Source organism: Leisingera sp. ANG49 (assembly GCF_059694505.1).
In genome coordinates this window covers 56,889-73,163 of record NZ_JCATZN010000005.1, presented here as the reverse complement: position 1 = coordinate 73,163, position 16,275 = coordinate 56,889, and the positions used below count along the sequence as shown (strand labels likewise).

The window sequence follows — 16,275 nt, the reverse complement described above, 5'->3', positions numbered from 1 at the left end:
GCTCTCCTCAAAACACGCATCCCCTTTTTCGCGGGGATTCTCTCGCGTCAATCACTATAGCCGATGCCATTTGCGGCTCGGCTGATTTCCGCCGCCAGTTTACGTGTCTTTCCCCAGGCCCTCAAGCAGCGGAACAAAGCGCACCGGGCGCAATTCGTCGTACTCCAGCCCGTCCCCGGTCTTGCGCACCCGGATCAGGGTCTGGACATGGTCCGACTGGCCCACCGGCAGCACCATGATGCCGCCCACCTTGAGCTGCGCCAGCAGCGGCCCGGGCGGGTCCTCGGCGGCGGCGGTCACGATGATGCGGTCAAAGGGCGCCTGTTCGCTGAGGCCATGGCTGCCGTCGCCCACCAGCGAGGTCACATTGGCAAGCTGCAGCTGCTCGAACACCGCCCGCGCCTCGCGCACCAGCCGGGCGTGGCGGTCGATGGTATAGACCCGGCGGGCCAGTTTCGACAGGATCGCCGCCTGATAGCCGGAGCCGGTGCCGACCTCCAGCACCGTGTCGCGCGGCGAAAGCTGCAGCGCCTGGGTCATCATCCCCACCACTGAGGGCTGCGAGATGGTCTGGCCGCAGGCAATCGGCAGCGGCACGTCCTCATAGGCGCGTTCCGCGAAGATGCCGCGCACGAACAAGCCGCGGTCGATCTCCTCGATCGCCTCCAGCACCTTCTGGTCGGTCACCCCGCGCGAGCGGACGGAGTAGACGAACTGCATCTTGGTTTGCGCGTCGGGTCCGCTCATGCGCCGGGGCCCTCGATCGCCTTCAGGGCCGCCATTGCATCCCGTGCGGTCAGGTCGGCGCGCATCGGGGTGACAGAGATGTAGCCGTCCAGATTTACCGCCGCGTCAGAGCCGGGCGTGGCCTCCACATGCTGGTTGCCGCCGCGGATCCACAGGTAGCGCCGCCCGGTGGGCGACAGCTGCTCCTCGGCGGAGAAATGGCTGCCGCGGCGGAAGCCCTGGGCGGCCACCCTTGTGCCCTTCACATCCGCGGCCGGTACCGGCGGGAAATTGATGTTGAAAAACAGCCGGTAATCCTGCTGCTCTTGCGGCTGGGCCGCCAGGATCTTCTTCACCAGCGCGGCGCCATGCACGGCGGAGGCTTCGAACGGATTGTCCGTCTCGCGGTTGGCGGGGCCATAATACTGCGACAGCGCCATTGCCGGGATGCCCTGCAGCGCCGCCTCCATCGCACCGCCCAGGGTGCCGGAATAAAGCGCGTTCTCGGCCGAGTTGTTGCCGCGGTTCACCCCCGACAGCACCAGATCCGGTTTTGCGCCGTGCATTGCCACATGAATGCCCGCCAGCACGCAGTCGGCGGGCGAGCCCTCGGCGGCAAAGCGGCGCTCGCCCAGCTGGCTGAGCATTGTGGGGCGGGTGTAGCTGATGCAATGGGCGACGCCGGACTGCTCGAACGCAGGCGCCACGGTCCAGACCTCGCCATCGGGGCCTGCCACCTCATGGGCGATGGATTCGAGGATGGTGAGCCCTTCGGCGCTGATGCCGTCGTCATTGGTGATCAGAATGCGCATGGGGTGCCTGCCGTCTTCAACCGGGTTTTCGATTGAATAGGACCTGTACCTGAAGGGGGCAAGGTTTTCGCGGACGGAAGCGGCATCCGCGGCAAAACGGGGCAGGGAGGCAACAGGCAGGGGCGCGGGGGCGCTCCCGCGCCAGTGGCCTGCATCAAAGATGCCGCCCAAAGCCCTGGGCCGGGCGCCGCGCGGAGGCGCGGCGCGGGCAGTTGCCGGATGTCAGTCTGCCAGGATCTGCGGCAGCAGGCGCATGGCCTCGTCCTGGATCGGGGTCAGCGCATCGCGGTCCTCGCCCGGGTGGAAGCGGGCGCGCAAGGCGGTGGCCATCGGCTTCGGCTGCAGGATCTTCACCTTGGGGCCCGTGCGCTCTGTCTCGGCCTGCCAGCTGCGGGCCAGCGCCATCTGCGCCGCCTTGGTGGCGCCGTAGGTGCCATAGAACTTCTCGCCCGCCTTGGGGTCGTCAAAGAACACCGCCCGCCCCGACTGGCCCAGAAGGGGGGCCACATAGGGGATCAGCACCGAGGTCGCGGTGGCATTGATCGCCACGGCCTTGGTCCAGTCCTTCGGCGCAACCGACGGCGCCGGGCACAGCGCGGTCGCGTGGATCGCGGTGTGCAGCCACAGGTCCAGCTTGCCCCAGCGGTCATGGATGCCGCGGCAGAGCGTCGCCATCGCCTCCGGCACGGTGATGTCCATCGGCGCCAGGGTGGCAGAACCGCCTGCCGCCTTGATGCGGTCGTCCAGCTCTTCCAGCGCGCCGGTGGTGCGGGCGACGGCAACGATGTGGTGGGTGGGCGCGAGCGCCTCGGCCAGGGCGTTGCCCAGGCCGCGCGATGCACCGGTGATAAGAGCGATTTTGTCTGTCATGGCCGCCTTCTTGGGCCGCCCGCGCGGGCAGGTCAAGGGGCGGCGGACAGGGGGCGCGCGCACACAAGAGTTTTCTGAAAACTCTTGCCGGATTTTCTCAGCAATAATGTGCGCCGCCGCGGCGGCGCAGGGCGGGTCAGCTGCCAGGCATCGCCAGGCGCTTGGTCTCGCCGCGCTGGTTCAGCACCAGGCCGTGGGCGTCGATGGCGACAACCTGGCCCTGCGACAGCTTGGTGCCGCGCTTGACCTCACGGGTGCGGCCCGAGGGCAGGCGGATCAGCGCGCTCATGCTGTCCTCAGGCCCGTAGACGCCCAGCAGGCTCAGGTTGCTGCGGTTCACCGCGTTGGTCTGGGTTGCCAGTCCCGCCACCTTGGCGGAGGTCTGCTCGTTCGCCATTCTTGTCCGTCCCTCGTGGATTTGGAAGGTATCTGGAGAGCCGCCGCGGGCGCTTCAAGAGGTCAAAACGGGCCTCGGCGGAAAGCCGCAGGAGGATGGGAGGAGGGCTGCTGATGACCGCGCGTCAGCCTGTCTGCGCCGGGCCTCTGATCAGGCCTCAGGCCTCCGTTCTCAGGCGTCATAGACCAGCGACGGCAGGTCGTGGCCATAGGCATAGAGCAGCTCCAGCAGCTCCTCCAGCGCGGCCCCGTCCTTTTGCAGCGGATAGAGCGGATGGTTCTGCTCGGTGACCTTCAGTTCCGGATACTGGCCGCCGGGGCGCATCTCCAGCATGCAGCCCGCAGGCACGGCCTGGTCGGGCGGGATCGCATTGGCCAGCCAGGCCGGCCGGTCGCCCAGCTTGTCGGTCTCGCGCATCTCGAACAGGTCAAGATAGGCGTCGAAGTCGTCGCGGCTGAGGCTGGCCCAGGTGCCCAGGATGAACTCCTCGCCGCGGGTGCCGTTCAATGGAATTGCCAGCACTGCCCGGACAAAACGCAGATCGCCGAGGCGGCAGAAATCCTCTGTCAGGATGTCGCCGCGGGTGGCCAGAACGGCAGAGTTGTCCTCCACCTCCATGTCCTCGGAGCAGATGTCGGGCCGGTCGCAGCTGAGGCTGAGCAATTGCGCGAACGTCGCGCCGCAGCAGCGGCACTGGCGCGGGGAGGTCAGCATGCGGGCAAGATGCGCGTCCAAGGGGCGGCCTTTCGTCAGGAGCATAGGAAAAGGCGCGGGCCGTCTCGGCCAGCGCCTCCCCATGCAAAGTTCCGGGCCCTCATAGCCGCATGCGGGCCAAAGTTCAAACCCCTGTTGGGGCGGGCCTCAGCCGGTGGCCAGCTTGGAGGCGTTCCAGGAGGCGCCGGGTGCGGGCATGTCCTTGATCTTGGCACTGACGCGGCTGCTGCCTTCCAGTGCGTCCAGATACTCTTCGGTGACGCCGGTGATGTAGTTGCCGTCAAAGCAGGAGCAGTCAAAGCCCTGGATGTCCGGGTTGCCTTCCTGCGCCGCCCAGATCAGGTCCTCGAGCTTCTGGTAGAACAGCGCGTCGGCGCCCAGCTCCTCGCGGATTTCCTCGATGCTGAGGCCGTTTGCGATCAGCTCATGCTTGGTCGGCATGTCGATACCATAGACGTTCGGGTAAACGACCGGCGGCGAGGCAGAGGCGATATAGACCTTCTTGGCGCCGGCCTCGCGGCACATTTGCACGATCTTCTTGATGGTGTTGCCGCGCACGATGGAATCGTCGATCAGCAGCACGTTGCGGTCCTTGAACTCCAGCGGGATCGCGTTCAGCTTGCGGCGCACCGATTTCTGCCGCTCGGCCTGGCCGGGCATGATGAAGGTGCGGCCGACGTAGCGGTTCTTCACCAGACCCTCGCGGTAGCGGATGCCGGTGGCATTGGCGACTTCCAGCGCCACGGGGCGGGCCGAATCAGGCACCGGGATGATGCTGTCGATCTCCAGGCCCGAGTCCTGAATTTGCTTGGCCAGCGCCTGGCCCATGCGCAGCTGGGTCTTGTAGACCGAAACGCCGTCCATCATCGAGTCTGGGCGCGCCAGGTAGACATACTCAAAAATGCAGGGGGTCAGCTTGCCCTCGACCGCCTGGAAGGTATGCAGGTTGCCGTCCAGATCGATCAGCACCGCCTCGCCGGCCTTCACGTCGCGGACCTTCTCAAAGCCGTTGATGCCGAACGCCACGTCCTCAGACGCGATGCAATAGTCGTCGCCGTCACCCTGCGCGGGGCGCTTGCCCAGCGACAGCGGCCGGATGCCATGCGGGTCGCGGAAGGCCAGCATGCCGACACCGGCGATCATGCACAGCACCGAATAGGCGCCCTGCACCCGCTCCATGGTCATCTTCACACCGGCAAAGATGTTGCGGATCGGCTCGGCGTTGCCATTGACCTTGATCGCATCGGCGACCTTGTCGGCCAGAACGTTCAGCAGGATTTCGGAATCGGAGGTGGTGCGCAGATGGCGGCTGTATTTGCCGGTCACCTTTTCGCGCTGCTCGGCGGTGTTGGTGATATTGCCGTTGTGGACCAGGTAGATGCCGTAGGGCGCATTCACGAAGAACGGCTGCGCCTCTGCCGCGCTCAGCGAGCCCGCAGTGGGGTAGCGCACATGGCCCATGCCGACGCGGCCGGTCAGGGTTTCCGCATCCGACGGGCCGAACACGTCCTTGACCAGGCCGTTGGCCTTGCGCTCGCGGAAGAACTCGCCGGTGTAGGTCACGATGCCCGAGGCGTCCTGGCCGCGGTGCTGCAGCATCAGAAGCCCGTCATATATCTCCGCAAAGACTTCCGTGTCCCGGCTTGCGATCCCCAAAATCCCGCACATTGGCTGGCTCCAATCCCGATTAGGCTTTGCTGTTCGATGGCTGATGGAAGCGGTGCTGGCGGCAGTCTAGCGCATTTTTCCGTGCCTGCGCCAATCCGGCCGCGCCAAAGCTCCCTGCCGGCAAAGCGTCCGGAGCCTGATGGCCGGTTGCGGTCCTGCGTCCCGGCGCTGGCTGCGTCAGGTCAGGTCCACAAGGGCAGGCGGGCAGCGTCTGCAGCAGCGGCAAGGCGGTGTGGCTCCGAATCCGTTTCCTGTTCGCGCCCTCACATAGAGGCTTTCGCCTCCGCTGTCATCAAAGGATCACAATTCCCTTCTGCGCTGCGGCGTATGGCAGCGGCGCGGCGGATTTCGCGGCGCTTGACGACCTCGCGGTGCAGGATGAACAGGCCGCTTCCGACAATCAGCGCGCTGCCGGTGATGGTGGTGCTGCCGGGGATGTCGCCCCAGAACAGCCAGCCCCACAGAACCGCCACCGGGAGCGAGCTGTACTCGAACGGCGCAATGCTGTTGGCGGGCCCCAGCCGGTAGGCCTGGCTGATGCAATAGAAGCCGGCGGCGGCGATCAGGCCCACGGCCACGATCAGCGCGGTCTGCGGCAGGTCCGGCACGCTCCAGGCGCGGAACATGTACTGGGCGCTGGGATGGTCGAACCGGTCCAGCCAGCCGCTGCCGAACATCAGCCCCATGGCACCGCTCAGCGCCACGAAGGTCAGCATCGAAAAGAAGGTCATCCGCAGGGCGCTTTCGGTCGGCCCCAGCAGCCGCGCCAGCAGGCTCTGCGCGCTGTAGGCGCAGGCCGAGACGATGGCGAGGATCATTGCAGGCTCAATGCCGCCCGCGCCCGGCTGCGCCACGAACACCACGCCAAGGAAACCGGCGCAGATCGCCAGCCAGCTGCGCCAGCCGACCTGCTCACCCAAAAGCGGGATCGAGAACATCACCACGAACAGCGGCGCGGTGTAGTAAAGCGGCATGGCATCCGCCAGCGGCAGCACCGCCAGCGCCATGGAAAAGGCCGAGAAGCAGACGAACCCGGCGGCGCCGCGCAGGCAGGACAGGAACAGTCTGCGGGTCGCAAAGGCGCCGCGCCCTCCGCTCAGGTACAGGCCCAGGCTGACCGGGATCAGCGTCACCAGCCCGCGCAGAAAGATCACCTCCTGCACCGCCATCTGGCTGCTGAACACCTTCATGATGACATCCTGAAGCGAGAAGACCGTCAGTCCCAGGACCAGCAGAAGGATCCCTGTCAGGGTGGTGTCATCGCCGTCGCGGCTGCTGCTGTCCAAATTGCGCTTCCTGTGACCCGGGGGCGTTGCGGTGGTGCACGCCTTGCGGTTCGGGAGGGTAGACGGAATTCCCGGCCTCTGGCGGCCGGGCAGCGACCTGGACTGTTCTGGAACCGGCCAGGCCGGGGGTTTCCCGTGCTTTGATCTGCCCCGGGCTGCGCAGCAGGCAGGGGCGTCTTGAAACATGCGGGCGGTTAAAGGCGCCCCGTCAATGCAGCGTCAGCAGCGACACCGCGCCAACCAGGACCAGGCTCAGCGCCCAGACCGCATCGAGGTTGAACCAGCCCTTGGACAGGAACTTCAGCCCCAGCCAGTGATAGATGCCAAACGCCATGGCACCGCCTGCCAGCGTCATCGCCAGCGTATGCGCCAGGGCGACCAGCGCCGCGATGCCCGCATTGCCCGCCATCAGCGTCCCGGCGGCGGCGTGACCCGCGTCGGTCTCAACCGTGGCGCAGATGCCGAGGTAGATCGGCACCAGCATCAGCCCGGCGCCATGCGCCATCGCCGCCAGGAAAGACCACAGCGCCAGCCGCGACGGCGGAACCCGTGCCAGCATGCGCGGATGGCGGCGGTTCCACAGCAGGTAAAGCCCCAGCGCGATCACCAGGCAGGCGGCGCCGGTCTGGATCTCGCGCTGCCACGCCACCAGCACCATCAGCGCCGAGAACGGGAACAGCACCGCCGCCATTGCCAGCAGATGCCCCACGGCCAGCGCGGCCAGCGCCCGCCACAGGCTGCCCTGCGAGCGCTCCATCAGCGCGGCGGAAACCGCCAGCGGCCAGCCCATGCCGGGGTTCACGCCATGATAGACACCGGAAAGGGCCACGGCCCCCCACAGGGCCGCCGCCGTGCTGATCTCTGCCACGCGTCAGACGGATGGGTAGCAGAAGCTGTCAGTGGAGCAGTCTCCGCCCTCCAGCCGGATCTGGTGGCTGCGGTAGCCCTTGGGGAACTCCACATAGAAATCCTTGTCCAGCTCCAGCCCGCCGTTTTCACCCGCGTTGGCCATCACCATCTGGCCGCCTTCGGCATCGGGGTAGAACTGGTCGTCCCAGGTGGAATAAAGCGAATTGGTCCAGTAGACCCGCTTGCCGTCGCGGCTGATCTCCACCATCTGCGGGCCATAGGCAAAATCCTTGCCGTTCGGATGCTTGGCATTCCGCGCAATGCCGCCGACCTCGACCTTGCCGGTCAGCTTGGGGTTCATCGGGTCGGAGACATCATACTGGTGCATCTCGCCCATCCCCCAGCACGCGACGTAGAGGTACTTGTCATCCATGCTCAGGTCGATGTCGGTGACCAGCGGCGGCACCGCCTCGAACCCCTGCAAGAGCGGCGGAAGGTTTTCCGGCTTCTCGGGCCGCGGGTCGATGGTGATGGTCTTCTTGGCATCAAAGGTGCCGTCGTCCTTCTGCCACCAGGTGAAGATCGACCCTTGCAGGTTGGTGGTGTCCACCACCACGCCGCAGAAGCCGTAATCGCGCGACGGATCATGCGCGGGCCGGATTTCCAGCGCCATCTGGTGGTTCTCGCCCAGGTCGATGGTTTGCACGTTCTTGCGCTGGCGCAGGTTCCAGAAATGGATCGAATGGCCGTATTTGTTGCTCAGCAGGTCCTCCGGCACGATGCCGTTCTCGAACTGCGGCGGCAGCGCCCATTCGGAGCTGACCATGTAGTCGCGCGGCAGGTTCCACCAGAAATCATAGTGCTTGTCCTGCTTGCCGCGGTCCATCTCGTAGCGGCCCAGGATCTCGAAGGTCTCGCAGTCCATGATGAAGATGCCCGGCGGCCCGTCGGTGCCGTCCGCGCCGCCGCCGCCCAGGGTGGAGACATAGATGCCTTCCGGGCCGCAGTGGATGGTGTGCGGGCGGGAGTAGCCGGTCTTGGCAAAAACCTCCTCCGGCTCGATGATCTTGTGAATCTTCGCCTTCAGCGGCTCCTTTACGTCCACCACATAGATCCGGCTGGAACGGATGCCGGGGATGATCAGATAGCGCCGTTCCAGGAACGCATGGCCCGACAGCGGCGACAGGGAGGAGGAACAGGCGTTCCAGCCGAAGTGATGAAACTCATCGCCCTTGTTGGGCATGATCAGCTGATGCACGATCTCGCCGTATGTGTCCGACTGCGGGTCGACATCGACCACCGCCAGCCCGTCGGGCTGCGAAAAATTGGGGCTCAGCATCAGGGTGAAGGCCAGCTTTTCCGCCGGAGCCTCCATGGCAAGCTTGGGTGTCGCGTGAAATGTTGGGTCGGGCCGCAAGTTCATCGTCAAATCCTCCCTATGTACCGGGCGCCGGTTGCTCTGCGGTGCCTCCGCGCCTTCCGGAATGCTGGCATACATGGATTATCCGGGCAACTTTTTCCGGAAATGCCCCTGCGTGCGGAACGCTTGTTCCGGCTCTGCCGCGGCTGGCGGGGGAAACGGCCCTGCCTGCCCGCGGCCGTTGCCAAAAGAATAGGCCCGCACGAAGGCGGGCCCGAGGGGGGAGGGAATGTCTTGGGGGCTGGGATCAGGCTGCCAGGATACGGTCCAGCAGGTTGTCCAGCGGGCTGGGCAGGCGGGCGTCAACCTCACCCATGCCGGTCTGCGACAGCGCGCGGCCTTCGTCGCTGGCCAGCACCTGGCGGGTCTCGGTCAGCGACAGCTGGTGAAAGGCGGAGTCTTCGGCGGCATCGCCGGCGGGCAGCAGCATGCCGCTTTCGGCCCAGACCAGCTCTTCTTCTTCGAACTCGAAATGGATGCGGCCCAGGCGCTCCGGCGCTGCCGCGGTGATGCCCTTGTAGCCGGCCAGGGCGATCAGCTTGGCGACGACAACCGGCAGGCCGAACAGGCGTTCCGCGGTGTCCATCTCCAGCGCCACTTTCTGGTCGGAGGGCAGCATCAGCTCGGTGTCGTTCCCCAGCGCGCCGGCCGGGATATGCATCAGGGTGGTCAGGCGCGGCACCGCGTGCTTCACCGCTTTCACTTCCTGGGCGCCGCCGTCAAAGGTGAACACCATGTCGCCGGGTTTCACGTCGCGGGCCTGCTTGAAGCCCTCTTCGGTCTCCACCAGCGTATCGGGCAGGAAACCGCCGCTGCGGATGCGGGCGCGTTTCGGCGCCGGCTTCACGGACTGCGGCAGGGGATTGGTCAGCAGCAGCACATCAACCGGCAGGTATTCGGCGAAATCTGTGGTGTGATCCAGCTGCATTTTCATGTCCCTTCTGAGCGTCTTCGTCCCGGCGTCTTGCCGTTGAAGCCATGTGGCCCCCGAATTGGGACCAAATTGGGGCAGGCTTGCGTCGCATTTCGGGATGGCGCGATTTTTTGGGGACAAAACCTGCTTTTTCCGGGGGATTGTTAACCTTTTTACGGTGCGGGCTGAGGATTTGTTAAGGTTTGACGCAATTTTTGAGACGCCCCGAAATGCCCCTCGAATCCCGATTCTCTTTGGTTAACAAAGCGTTAATGTGAATTTTCGGAGTTAACCGCCGCACCCCGCATCCTGTGGATAACTGTGTGAACGCATTGAATTCAAAGCAAAACGGGCGCCCATGGGGCGCCCGCATATCTGCCTGATGGTGGTAATCCTTAGGAATTACTGGCCGCAGGCACCGATCAGAGCCTCGTATTGCTCCGTCACCCAGCCCAGGGCCTGCTCCGGATTGCGCTCTTCGATCTTGCCGGTCAGGCGCTCGAACACCTCGGCAGAGCGGCTTTCGTCAACGATTGTGAAGCTCTGCCCGGTCATCACCACATCATAGAGGAAGAAGGCAATTGCGATCAGAAGAATGCCGCGCAACACCCCGAAGAAGAAACCCGCGCCCTGATCCAAGCCGCCAAGCGCCGAGCGCTGCACCAGGGTGGAGAACAACGGCGTGAAGAAGGAGACCACAATCAGCGCAAGCGCGAACACCGCGGCAAAGGCGGCGATGATCGACAGTTCGCAGCTGTCGGCGATGAAGTCGCCCACCACCGGAATTTCCGCCATCAGCGGCTCGGCCTGGGGCGCAAAGATGAAGGCCAGCACACCCGCGGCGATCCAGCCGGCAATCGCCATCGCCTCGCGCACGAACCCGCGCGAATAGGCAAGCAGCGCCGATACCACGATGACCAGGGCCACGACCCCGTCGATGATTGTGAAACCTTCCATGTCCCTCGCCCGTTTGCCTGCGATCTCAAATTTTTTGCGACTTTAACCGGCCCCGAAGAAATCGCCAACAAAACCTGCCAGATCGCCTGACTTTCGCAAGTTCAAGCCGTTCACGGACACGGTTTTACTGCCGCCAGGGGCAATCGCCGCCGTGAAACCAAGTTTTTGCGCCTCTTTCAACCTGTTTTCGGTCTGCGGCGCCGGGCGAAGGGCGCCGGATAGCGAAATTTCTCCGAAAACCACCGTATCGGCGGGCAAAGCCACATCTTCCCGCGCACTCAGCAGCGCTGCCGCCACCGCGAGGTCGGCGGCGGGTTCGGAAATCTTCATGCCGCCCGCGACGTTCAGATAGACGTCCAAGCCGGCAAACGGGATGCCGCAGCGCGCCTCCAGCACCGCCAGGATCATCGCCAGCCGCGAGCTGTCCCAGCCCACCACTGCGCGGCGCGGCTGCGAATGCGGCGAGGGCGCAATCAGCGCCTGCATCTCGACCAATACGGGCCGGGTGCCTTCGATGCCCGCAAACACCACCGATCCCGGCGAGGGCTCGCCGCGTTCGGACAGGAACAGGGCCGAGGGGTTGATCACCTCGCTGAGGCCGCTGCCGGTCATTTCAAACACACCGATCTCATCCGCCGGGCCAAAGCGGTTCTTGACCGCGCGCAGGATGCGGAACTGGTGGCCGCGCTCACCCTCGAAATAGAGCACCGTGTCGACCATATGCTCGACCACGCGGGGGCCTGCGATCTGGCCCTCCTTGGTGACATGGCCGACCATGATGATGGAAATCCCGTGCCGCTTGGCGAATGTGGTCAGCTCATGCGCGGCGGCGCGCACCTGGCTGACCGACCCCGGCGCACTGTCCACATGATCTGCCCACATGGTCTGGATGGAATCGATAATGGCCAGCTGCGGCTTCTCCGCCTCCAGCGTGGTCAGGATGTCGCGCAGGTTGGTCTCCGCCGCCAGCTGCACCGGCGCATCCGCCAGTCCCAACCGCTGCGCCCGCATCCGCACCTGGGCCGAGGCTTCCTCGCCGCTCACATAGACGGTCTTGACGCCCGACTGGGCAAAGCGCGCCGCCGCCTGCAAGAGCAGGGTGGACTTGCCGATGCCGGGATCGCCGCCTACCAGAATGGCCGAGGCGGCGACCAGCCCGCCACCCAGCACCCGGTCCAGTTCCCCGACGCCGCAGCAGGCGCGCGGCGGCGGGGTTTCCCGCGCCGACAGATCGGTCAGCTGGATGGTGCGGCCGCGCTTGACGCCCAGCGATTTCTTGGCGGGGCCGGAGGACAGCCCCTGATCCTCGGTGATGGTGTTCCACTCGCCGCAGCCTTCGCAGCGCCCCGACCATTTGGAAAAGCTGGCTCCGCAGGCGGAGCAGGAGAAAGTTGTTTTTGCCATGGCCCTGATCAGTGGCAGATGTTTCCCTTTTGTTCAAGGGGCTGCGCGCTGCGCCCGGCGGCACGTTAGTCGGCGCGGCGCGGCGGCTGGATCGGCACCACGCTGCCGCCTTCGGGGTCCTCGCCGCCGGGCTGCCCCTGCAATTGCGCCGACAGTTCCGGCAGCAGTTCGAACAACTCGCCGCGCAGCCGGGCCAGATGCGACTTGGCGATGCTTTCCTCGATCTCCACGTCGCGGGCCCACTGGCGCAGCTCATGCATGATGATCTGGGCATCCTCCAGCCGCGCCTTGAAGGTCTCCAGCTCCTCCTGCCGCTGCTTCAGGAAGGCGCGGGCGCGCGCCACCCTGGCTTCGGAATAGGTCTCCGCCAGCCCGCGGCTCACCTGGCTCATCTGCGCGGCGGTCTCCAGCACATCCGGCTCCAGCCCCTCCAGGTCCGGGTGGTCGCGCAGGAAGGCCAGCCGCTCCTTCACCGCATCGAATTCGGAGGCCAGGGTGAACACCCCGGCGCGGTCGCCCGCATGGGCCAGCTGATAGGCCTGCTTGACGTCCTCCATGTTCAGCGCGAACCGCCGGTGCGAGCTCTCCAGCGCCATGATCCGCCCGTTTGCGGGCAGGAAGAACAGCAGCATAACCGCCAGCGCCGTCAGTGCGATCTGGGCAAACATGCCGGCCTGCGGGTGGATCTCTGCGCCAAGGCCGGCCTGCAGCGACAGCCAGGGCCAGATACCCAGCGCCGCCAGCGCGGTGGCCGTCAGCGCCGCCGCGGCAGCCAGGCCGATCATCAGGAACGACAACCGCATCAGAACGGTCTGGGCGGTGAACAGGATGGATTGAATGCCGGCCATTGGCCCCCTCCAGCATAAACGCGTGCAGACACGGGGCCGGCAGTGCAGGGGGGACAGCCCGGACAGGGCGCAGCGTGCCGGTCCCATGACGATGGTGTTACTTTTCCGGCTTATTCAAATGGAGCGGTTTGCCGCCGGATCAAGGGCTTACCCGGTCTGCCGCGGCGCCTTGGCGGCGCGTTCCGTCAGCATGCCCAGCACGATGGAGGCGAGGATACAGGCGGTGAACAGATAGAGCCCCCAGGCGGTTTCGATGGTGGCGAGGCCAATGCCCTTGGCCAGGGTGATGTAGAGCGCGATCAGGAAGATGTCGGCCATCGCCAGCTTGCCCAGCACATGCAGCACCTTCTGCACCCGCGCGTCCAGCAGGTTCCACTGCACCAGCGCGGTGCCGATGGTCTTGAGGTAGGGGGCGAAAATCGCAAAGAAGGTGACGATCAGCGCCAGCACCGCGTCGCTGCCCCAAAGGCTCTGCAGCCCGGTGATCACCGAGATTTCGCTAAGGCCGAAAATCGGCAGCAGCCCCGCCCGCATAAGCGGCGCGAACCAGGCGACGGGGTAGAGGATCAGCAGCGACAGGGTGAGAAGGCGGAGGGTCATGGCGGCTCGTTTTCTGCGGGTCCGCCAAGACTTGTGCGTTTTCCCGCTTGTTTGAAAGGGGGAAAACGGCAGCGGCCAACACCAGCCGGGGCGTTTGTGGCCCGGTCAGCGGCCGTCCGCGCCGCCAAACCAAAGGTTTGCCTACGGCAAAACGGCGGGCGCTTCGTTTCCGCCCGCGAACGGCTTCTGGCCTCGTGTTGGAAGCCTCCGGCGGGAGTACTTTGGCAAAGAAGAAGCGGGACTTACCGCACCGCCTCGATCGGCCCCTCCGCGCGGCCGTGGATGAACTGCTCCATGTAGGGATCGCCGGACTGGTCCATCTCGCTCACCGGGCCGGTCCACTGGATCACCCCGCCGTGCAGCATCGCCACATTGTCGGCGATCGCCCGGACAGAGGTCATGTCGTGGGTGATGGTCATCGCGGTTGCGCCCATCTCCACCACGATTTCGCGGATCAGGTCGTTGATCACGCCGGACATGATCGGGTCCAGGCCGGTGGTCGGCTCATCGAAGAAGATGATCTCCGGCTCCGCCGCAATCGCGCGGGCGAGGCCGACGCGTTTCTGCATGCCGCCCGACAGCTCCGAGGGGTAGAGGTCGGCCACCTTGGCGCGCAGCCCCACCCGGCGCAGTTTCTCAATGGCAATCTCGCGGGCCTCATCGGCGGGCCGCTTCAGCGCACCGCGCAGCAGGCGGAAGGCCACGTTCTGCCAGACTGGCAGCGAGTCAAACAGCGCGCCGCCCTGGAACAGCATGCCGAAGCGCGCCAGGAACTTGTCGCGGTCGCCGGAACCGGCGGGCTTGCCATCGACATAGATTTCACCGCTGTCGGGCTGGATCAGCCCCAGGATGCTTTTCAGCGCCACCGATTTGCCGGTGCCGGAGCCGCCGATGATCACCATCGAGGTGCCCTTGGCGATTTCCAGGTTCATGCCGTTCAGCACCTGGTTGTCGCCAAAGGCCTTGCGGACGTTTTCCATGCGGATCATAGCGAGAAGAACACCCCTGTGAGGACAAAATTGGCGGCCAGGATCAGCACCGCGGCGGATTCCACCGAGCCTTTGGTGGCGCGGCCCACGCCCTGGGCGCCGCGGCCCGACTGCATGCCGTAATAGCAGCCCATCATCGCCGCGATGGTGCCAAAGGCGGCGCCCTTGACCAGCGAGGAGATGATGTCGAGCGGCTCCAGGAAGTCGACCGTGTTCTTGAGGTAGGCGGCGGCGTTGAAGCCGAGGTTCTGCACCGCCACCGTGTAGCCGCCCATGATGCCGATGATGTCGCCGATGCCGACCAGCACCGGCACCGTGATCAGCGCTGCCAGCACCCGCGGCGCCACCAGGTATTTCATCGGATGGGTCGACAGCGTCACCAGCGCGTCGATCTGCTCGGTCACCTTCATGGTGGCAATCTCGGCAGCAATCGAGGAGGTCACGCGCGCCGCGATCATCAGCCCGACCAGCACCGGCCCCAATTCCCGCACCATGCCGATGGCGACGATCTGCGGCACCACGGCCTCAGCGTTGAAACGGGCGCCGCCAGCGTAGATCTGCAGGGCCAGCGCGCCGCCGGTGAAAATCGCCGTCAGGCCCACCACCGGCAGCGACAGCCAGCCGACGTTCAGCAGCGCCTGAAAGAACTCGCGCGGGTAATAGGGCGGGCGGATCATGTGGCTGAAGGCCGACAGCGCAAACAGCGCCGCGCGCCCGACCGCCGACATCCCCGCCAAAGCGGCGCGGCCCAGCCGGGCCAGGAGAGTTATTGGATTCATCCCAAATACGTCCGTGCGTAGCGGTGGCCGGTGGAGGTCAGGATCTCATATCCGATGGTGCCTGCGGCCTCCGCTAGCATGTCCACGGTCTGATGCTCATTGAGGATCGACAGCGCATCCGGCACCTCAGCCAGATCTGTCACATCCACAGTGATCAGGTCCATCGAGACGCGGCCCACCACGGGGCAGGCGGTCCCGCCCGCGAAAACCTGGATGCCGCCATTACCCATCGCCCGGTGCAAACCGTCTGCGTAACCGGCGGCAACGGTGGCGATGCGGCTGGGGCGCTGCGCAACCCAGGCATTGCCGTAGCCGGCGCTTTCGCCCGGTTCCAGGTCGCGCACCTGGATAACCGGCAGGTCCAGCTGTACCACCGGCACCGCGTCGGTGAACGGCAGCCCGCCATAAAGCCCGACACCGGGGCGGCAGAGGTCGAAGTGGTAGTCTTTGCCCAGCAGCATGCCGCCGGTGGCGGCCAGCGAGCGCGGCACCTCCAGCCCGTCGGTCATCTCGCGGAAGGCCTGCAGCTGCTGCGCGTTCATCGGGTGCGACGGCTCATCGGCGCAGGCCAGATGCGACATCAGCAGCACCGGGTTCTGGCCCAGGGCAATCTCTGCCACCGCGGCCCATTCGCCATGCTCCATACCCAGCCGGTTCATGCCGCTGTCCAGCTGCACCCCGAACGGGTGGCCCGGCAGGGTCTCGAAATGGCGCAGCATCTGGTCCAGCGAATTCAGCATCGGCGTCAGCTGGAAATCCTTCAGCAGCTTCGCGTCACCCTCCATATGGCCGGAAAACACCGAGATGCCGGAGCCCGGCCCCAGCGCACGGCGCAGCGCGCCGCCTTCCTCGGCTGCCGCCACAAAGAAGTTGCGGGCGCCCGCCTTGGCCAGCGCCTTGCCCACCCGGCCTGCATCCAGGCCGTACCCGTTCGCCTTGACCACCGCTGCGGTCTCGCAGCCGGTCAGCGCATCCAGATTCCGCCAGTTGGTGACCAGCGCATCCAGGTTGATTGTCAGTTTTGCCGTGCTCATGGCGTGTTC

17 protein-coding genes are annotated in these 16,275 nt (G+C 65.6%); all 17 read right to left on the bottom strand.

Annotation, left to right across the window (positions count from 1 at the left end):
• Positions 1-99: 99 nt before the first annotated feature.
• A complete protein-coding gene (locus AC58NV_RS17225; protein WP_497228215.1) occupies positions 100-747 on the bottom strand; it encodes a protein-L-isoaspartate(D-aspartate) O-methyltransferase in 648 nt (215 codons plus the stop codon).
• A complete protein-coding gene (gene surE, locus AC58NV_RS17220; protein WP_497228214.1) occupies positions 744-1,538 on the bottom strand; it encodes a 5'/3'-nucleotidase SurE in 795 nt (264 codons plus the stop codon). Before surE ends, AC58NV_RS17225 begins: the two co-directional genes overlap by 4 nt.
• A 222-nt stretch (positions 1,539-1,760) precedes the next feature.
• On the bottom strand, positions 1,761-2,408 hold the full coding sequence (locus AC58NV_RS17215) for an SDR family NAD(P)-dependent oxidoreductase (protein ID WP_497228213.1): 648 nt from the start codon (positions 2,406-2,408) through the stop codon (positions 1,761-1,763).
• Between the two features lie 136 nt (positions 2,409-2,544).
• The gene (locus tag AC58NV_RS17210; protein ID WP_366659884.1) at positions 2,545-2,805 is read right to left on the bottom strand and encodes a hypothetical protein; all 261 of its coding nucleotides are present in this window, start codon (positions 2,803-2,805) and stop codon (positions 2,545-2,547) included.
• A 171-nt stretch (positions 2,806-2,976) separates the two neighbouring features.
• Positions 2,977-3,519, bottom strand: coding sequence for a DUF2199 domain-containing protein (locus tag AC58NV_RS17205; protein ID WP_497228402.1), 543 nt, complete (start codon positions 3,517-3,519; stop codon positions 2,977-2,979).
• A 147-nt stretch (positions 3,520-3,666) separates the two neighbouring features.
• Complete coding sequence (purF, locus tag AC58NV_RS17200; RefSeq protein WP_497228212.1) at positions 3,667-5,187, bottom strand: amidophosphoribosyltransferase; 1,521 nt, start codon at positions 5,185-5,187, stop codon at positions 3,667-3,669.
• A 263-nt stretch (positions 5,188-5,450) separates the two neighbouring features.
• Positions 5,451-6,473, bottom strand: a complete 1,023-nt coding sequence (locus AC58NV_RS17195) for a DMT family transporter (RefSeq protein WP_497228211.1) — start codon at positions 6,471-6,473, stop codon at positions 5,451-5,453.
• Between the two features lie 208 nt (positions 6,474-6,681).
• Entirely contained in the window at positions 6,682-7,341 is a 660-nt protein-coding gene (locus tag AC58NV_RS17190; RefSeq protein WP_497228210.1) for a hypothetical protein, read from the bottom strand.
• A 3-nt stretch (positions 7,342-7,344) separates the two neighbouring features.
• Positions 7,345-8,745 carry a selenium-binding protein SBP56-related protein gene (locus AC58NV_RS17185; RefSeq protein ID WP_497228209.1) on the bottom strand — a complete coding sequence of 467 codons (1,401 nt, stop codon included), beginning with the start codon at positions 8,743-8,745 and terminating at the stop codon, positions 7,345-7,347.
• Between the two features lie 244 nt (positions 8,746-8,989).
• Positions 8,990-9,670 (bottom strand): Hint domain-containing protein, encoded by a 681-nt coding sequence (locus AC58NV_RS17180; protein ID WP_497228208.1) that lies wholly within the window; start codon positions 9,668-9,670, stop codon positions 8,990-8,992.
• Positions 9,671-10,057: 387 nt separating this feature from the next.
• A complete protein-coding gene (locus AC58NV_RS17175) occupies positions 10,058-10,612 on the bottom strand; it encodes a CvpA family protein (RefSeq protein WP_366659874.1) in 555 nt (184 codons plus the stop codon).
• Positions 10,613-10,654: 42 nt separating this feature from the next.
• Complete coding sequence (gene radA, locus AC58NV_RS17170) at positions 10,655-12,016, bottom strand: DNA repair protein RadA (protein WP_497228207.1); 1,362 nt, start codon at positions 12,014-12,016, stop codon at positions 10,655-10,657.
• A 65-nt stretch (positions 12,017-12,081) separates the two neighbouring features.
• Positions 12,082-12,864 carry a DNA repair protein gene (locus AC58NV_RS17165; protein ID WP_497228206.1) on the bottom strand — a complete coding sequence of 261 codons (783 nt, stop codon included), beginning with the start codon at positions 12,862-12,864 and terminating at the stop codon, positions 12,082-12,084.
• A 147-nt stretch (positions 12,865-13,011) separates the two neighbouring features.
• Positions 13,012-13,464, bottom strand: coding sequence for a paraquat-inducible protein A (locus AC58NV_RS17160; protein ID WP_497228205.1), 453 nt, complete (start codon positions 13,462-13,464; stop codon positions 13,012-13,014).
• Positions 13,465-13,706: 242 nt separating this feature from the next.
• Positions 13,707-14,453, bottom strand: a complete 747-nt coding sequence (locus tag AC58NV_RS17155; RefSeq protein ID WP_497228204.1) for an ABC transporter ATP-binding protein — start codon at positions 14,451-14,453, stop codon at positions 13,707-13,709.
• Positions 14,450-15,232: an MlaE family ABC transporter permease gene (locus AC58NV_RS17150; RefSeq protein WP_366659867.1), complete on the bottom strand. Its 783-nt coding sequence runs from the start codon at positions 15,230-15,232 to the stop codon at positions 14,450-14,452. The genes AC58NV_RS17155 and AC58NV_RS17150 overlap by 4 nt, the downstream gene beginning before the upstream one ends.
• A complete protein-coding gene (gene alr, locus AC58NV_RS17145; RefSeq protein ID WP_497228203.1) occupies positions 15,229-16,266 on the bottom strand; it encodes an alanine racemase in 1,038 nt (345 codons plus the stop codon). The genes AC58NV_RS17150 and alr overlap by 4 nt, the downstream gene beginning before the upstream one ends.
• Positions 16,267-16,275 lie beyond the last annotated feature (9 nt).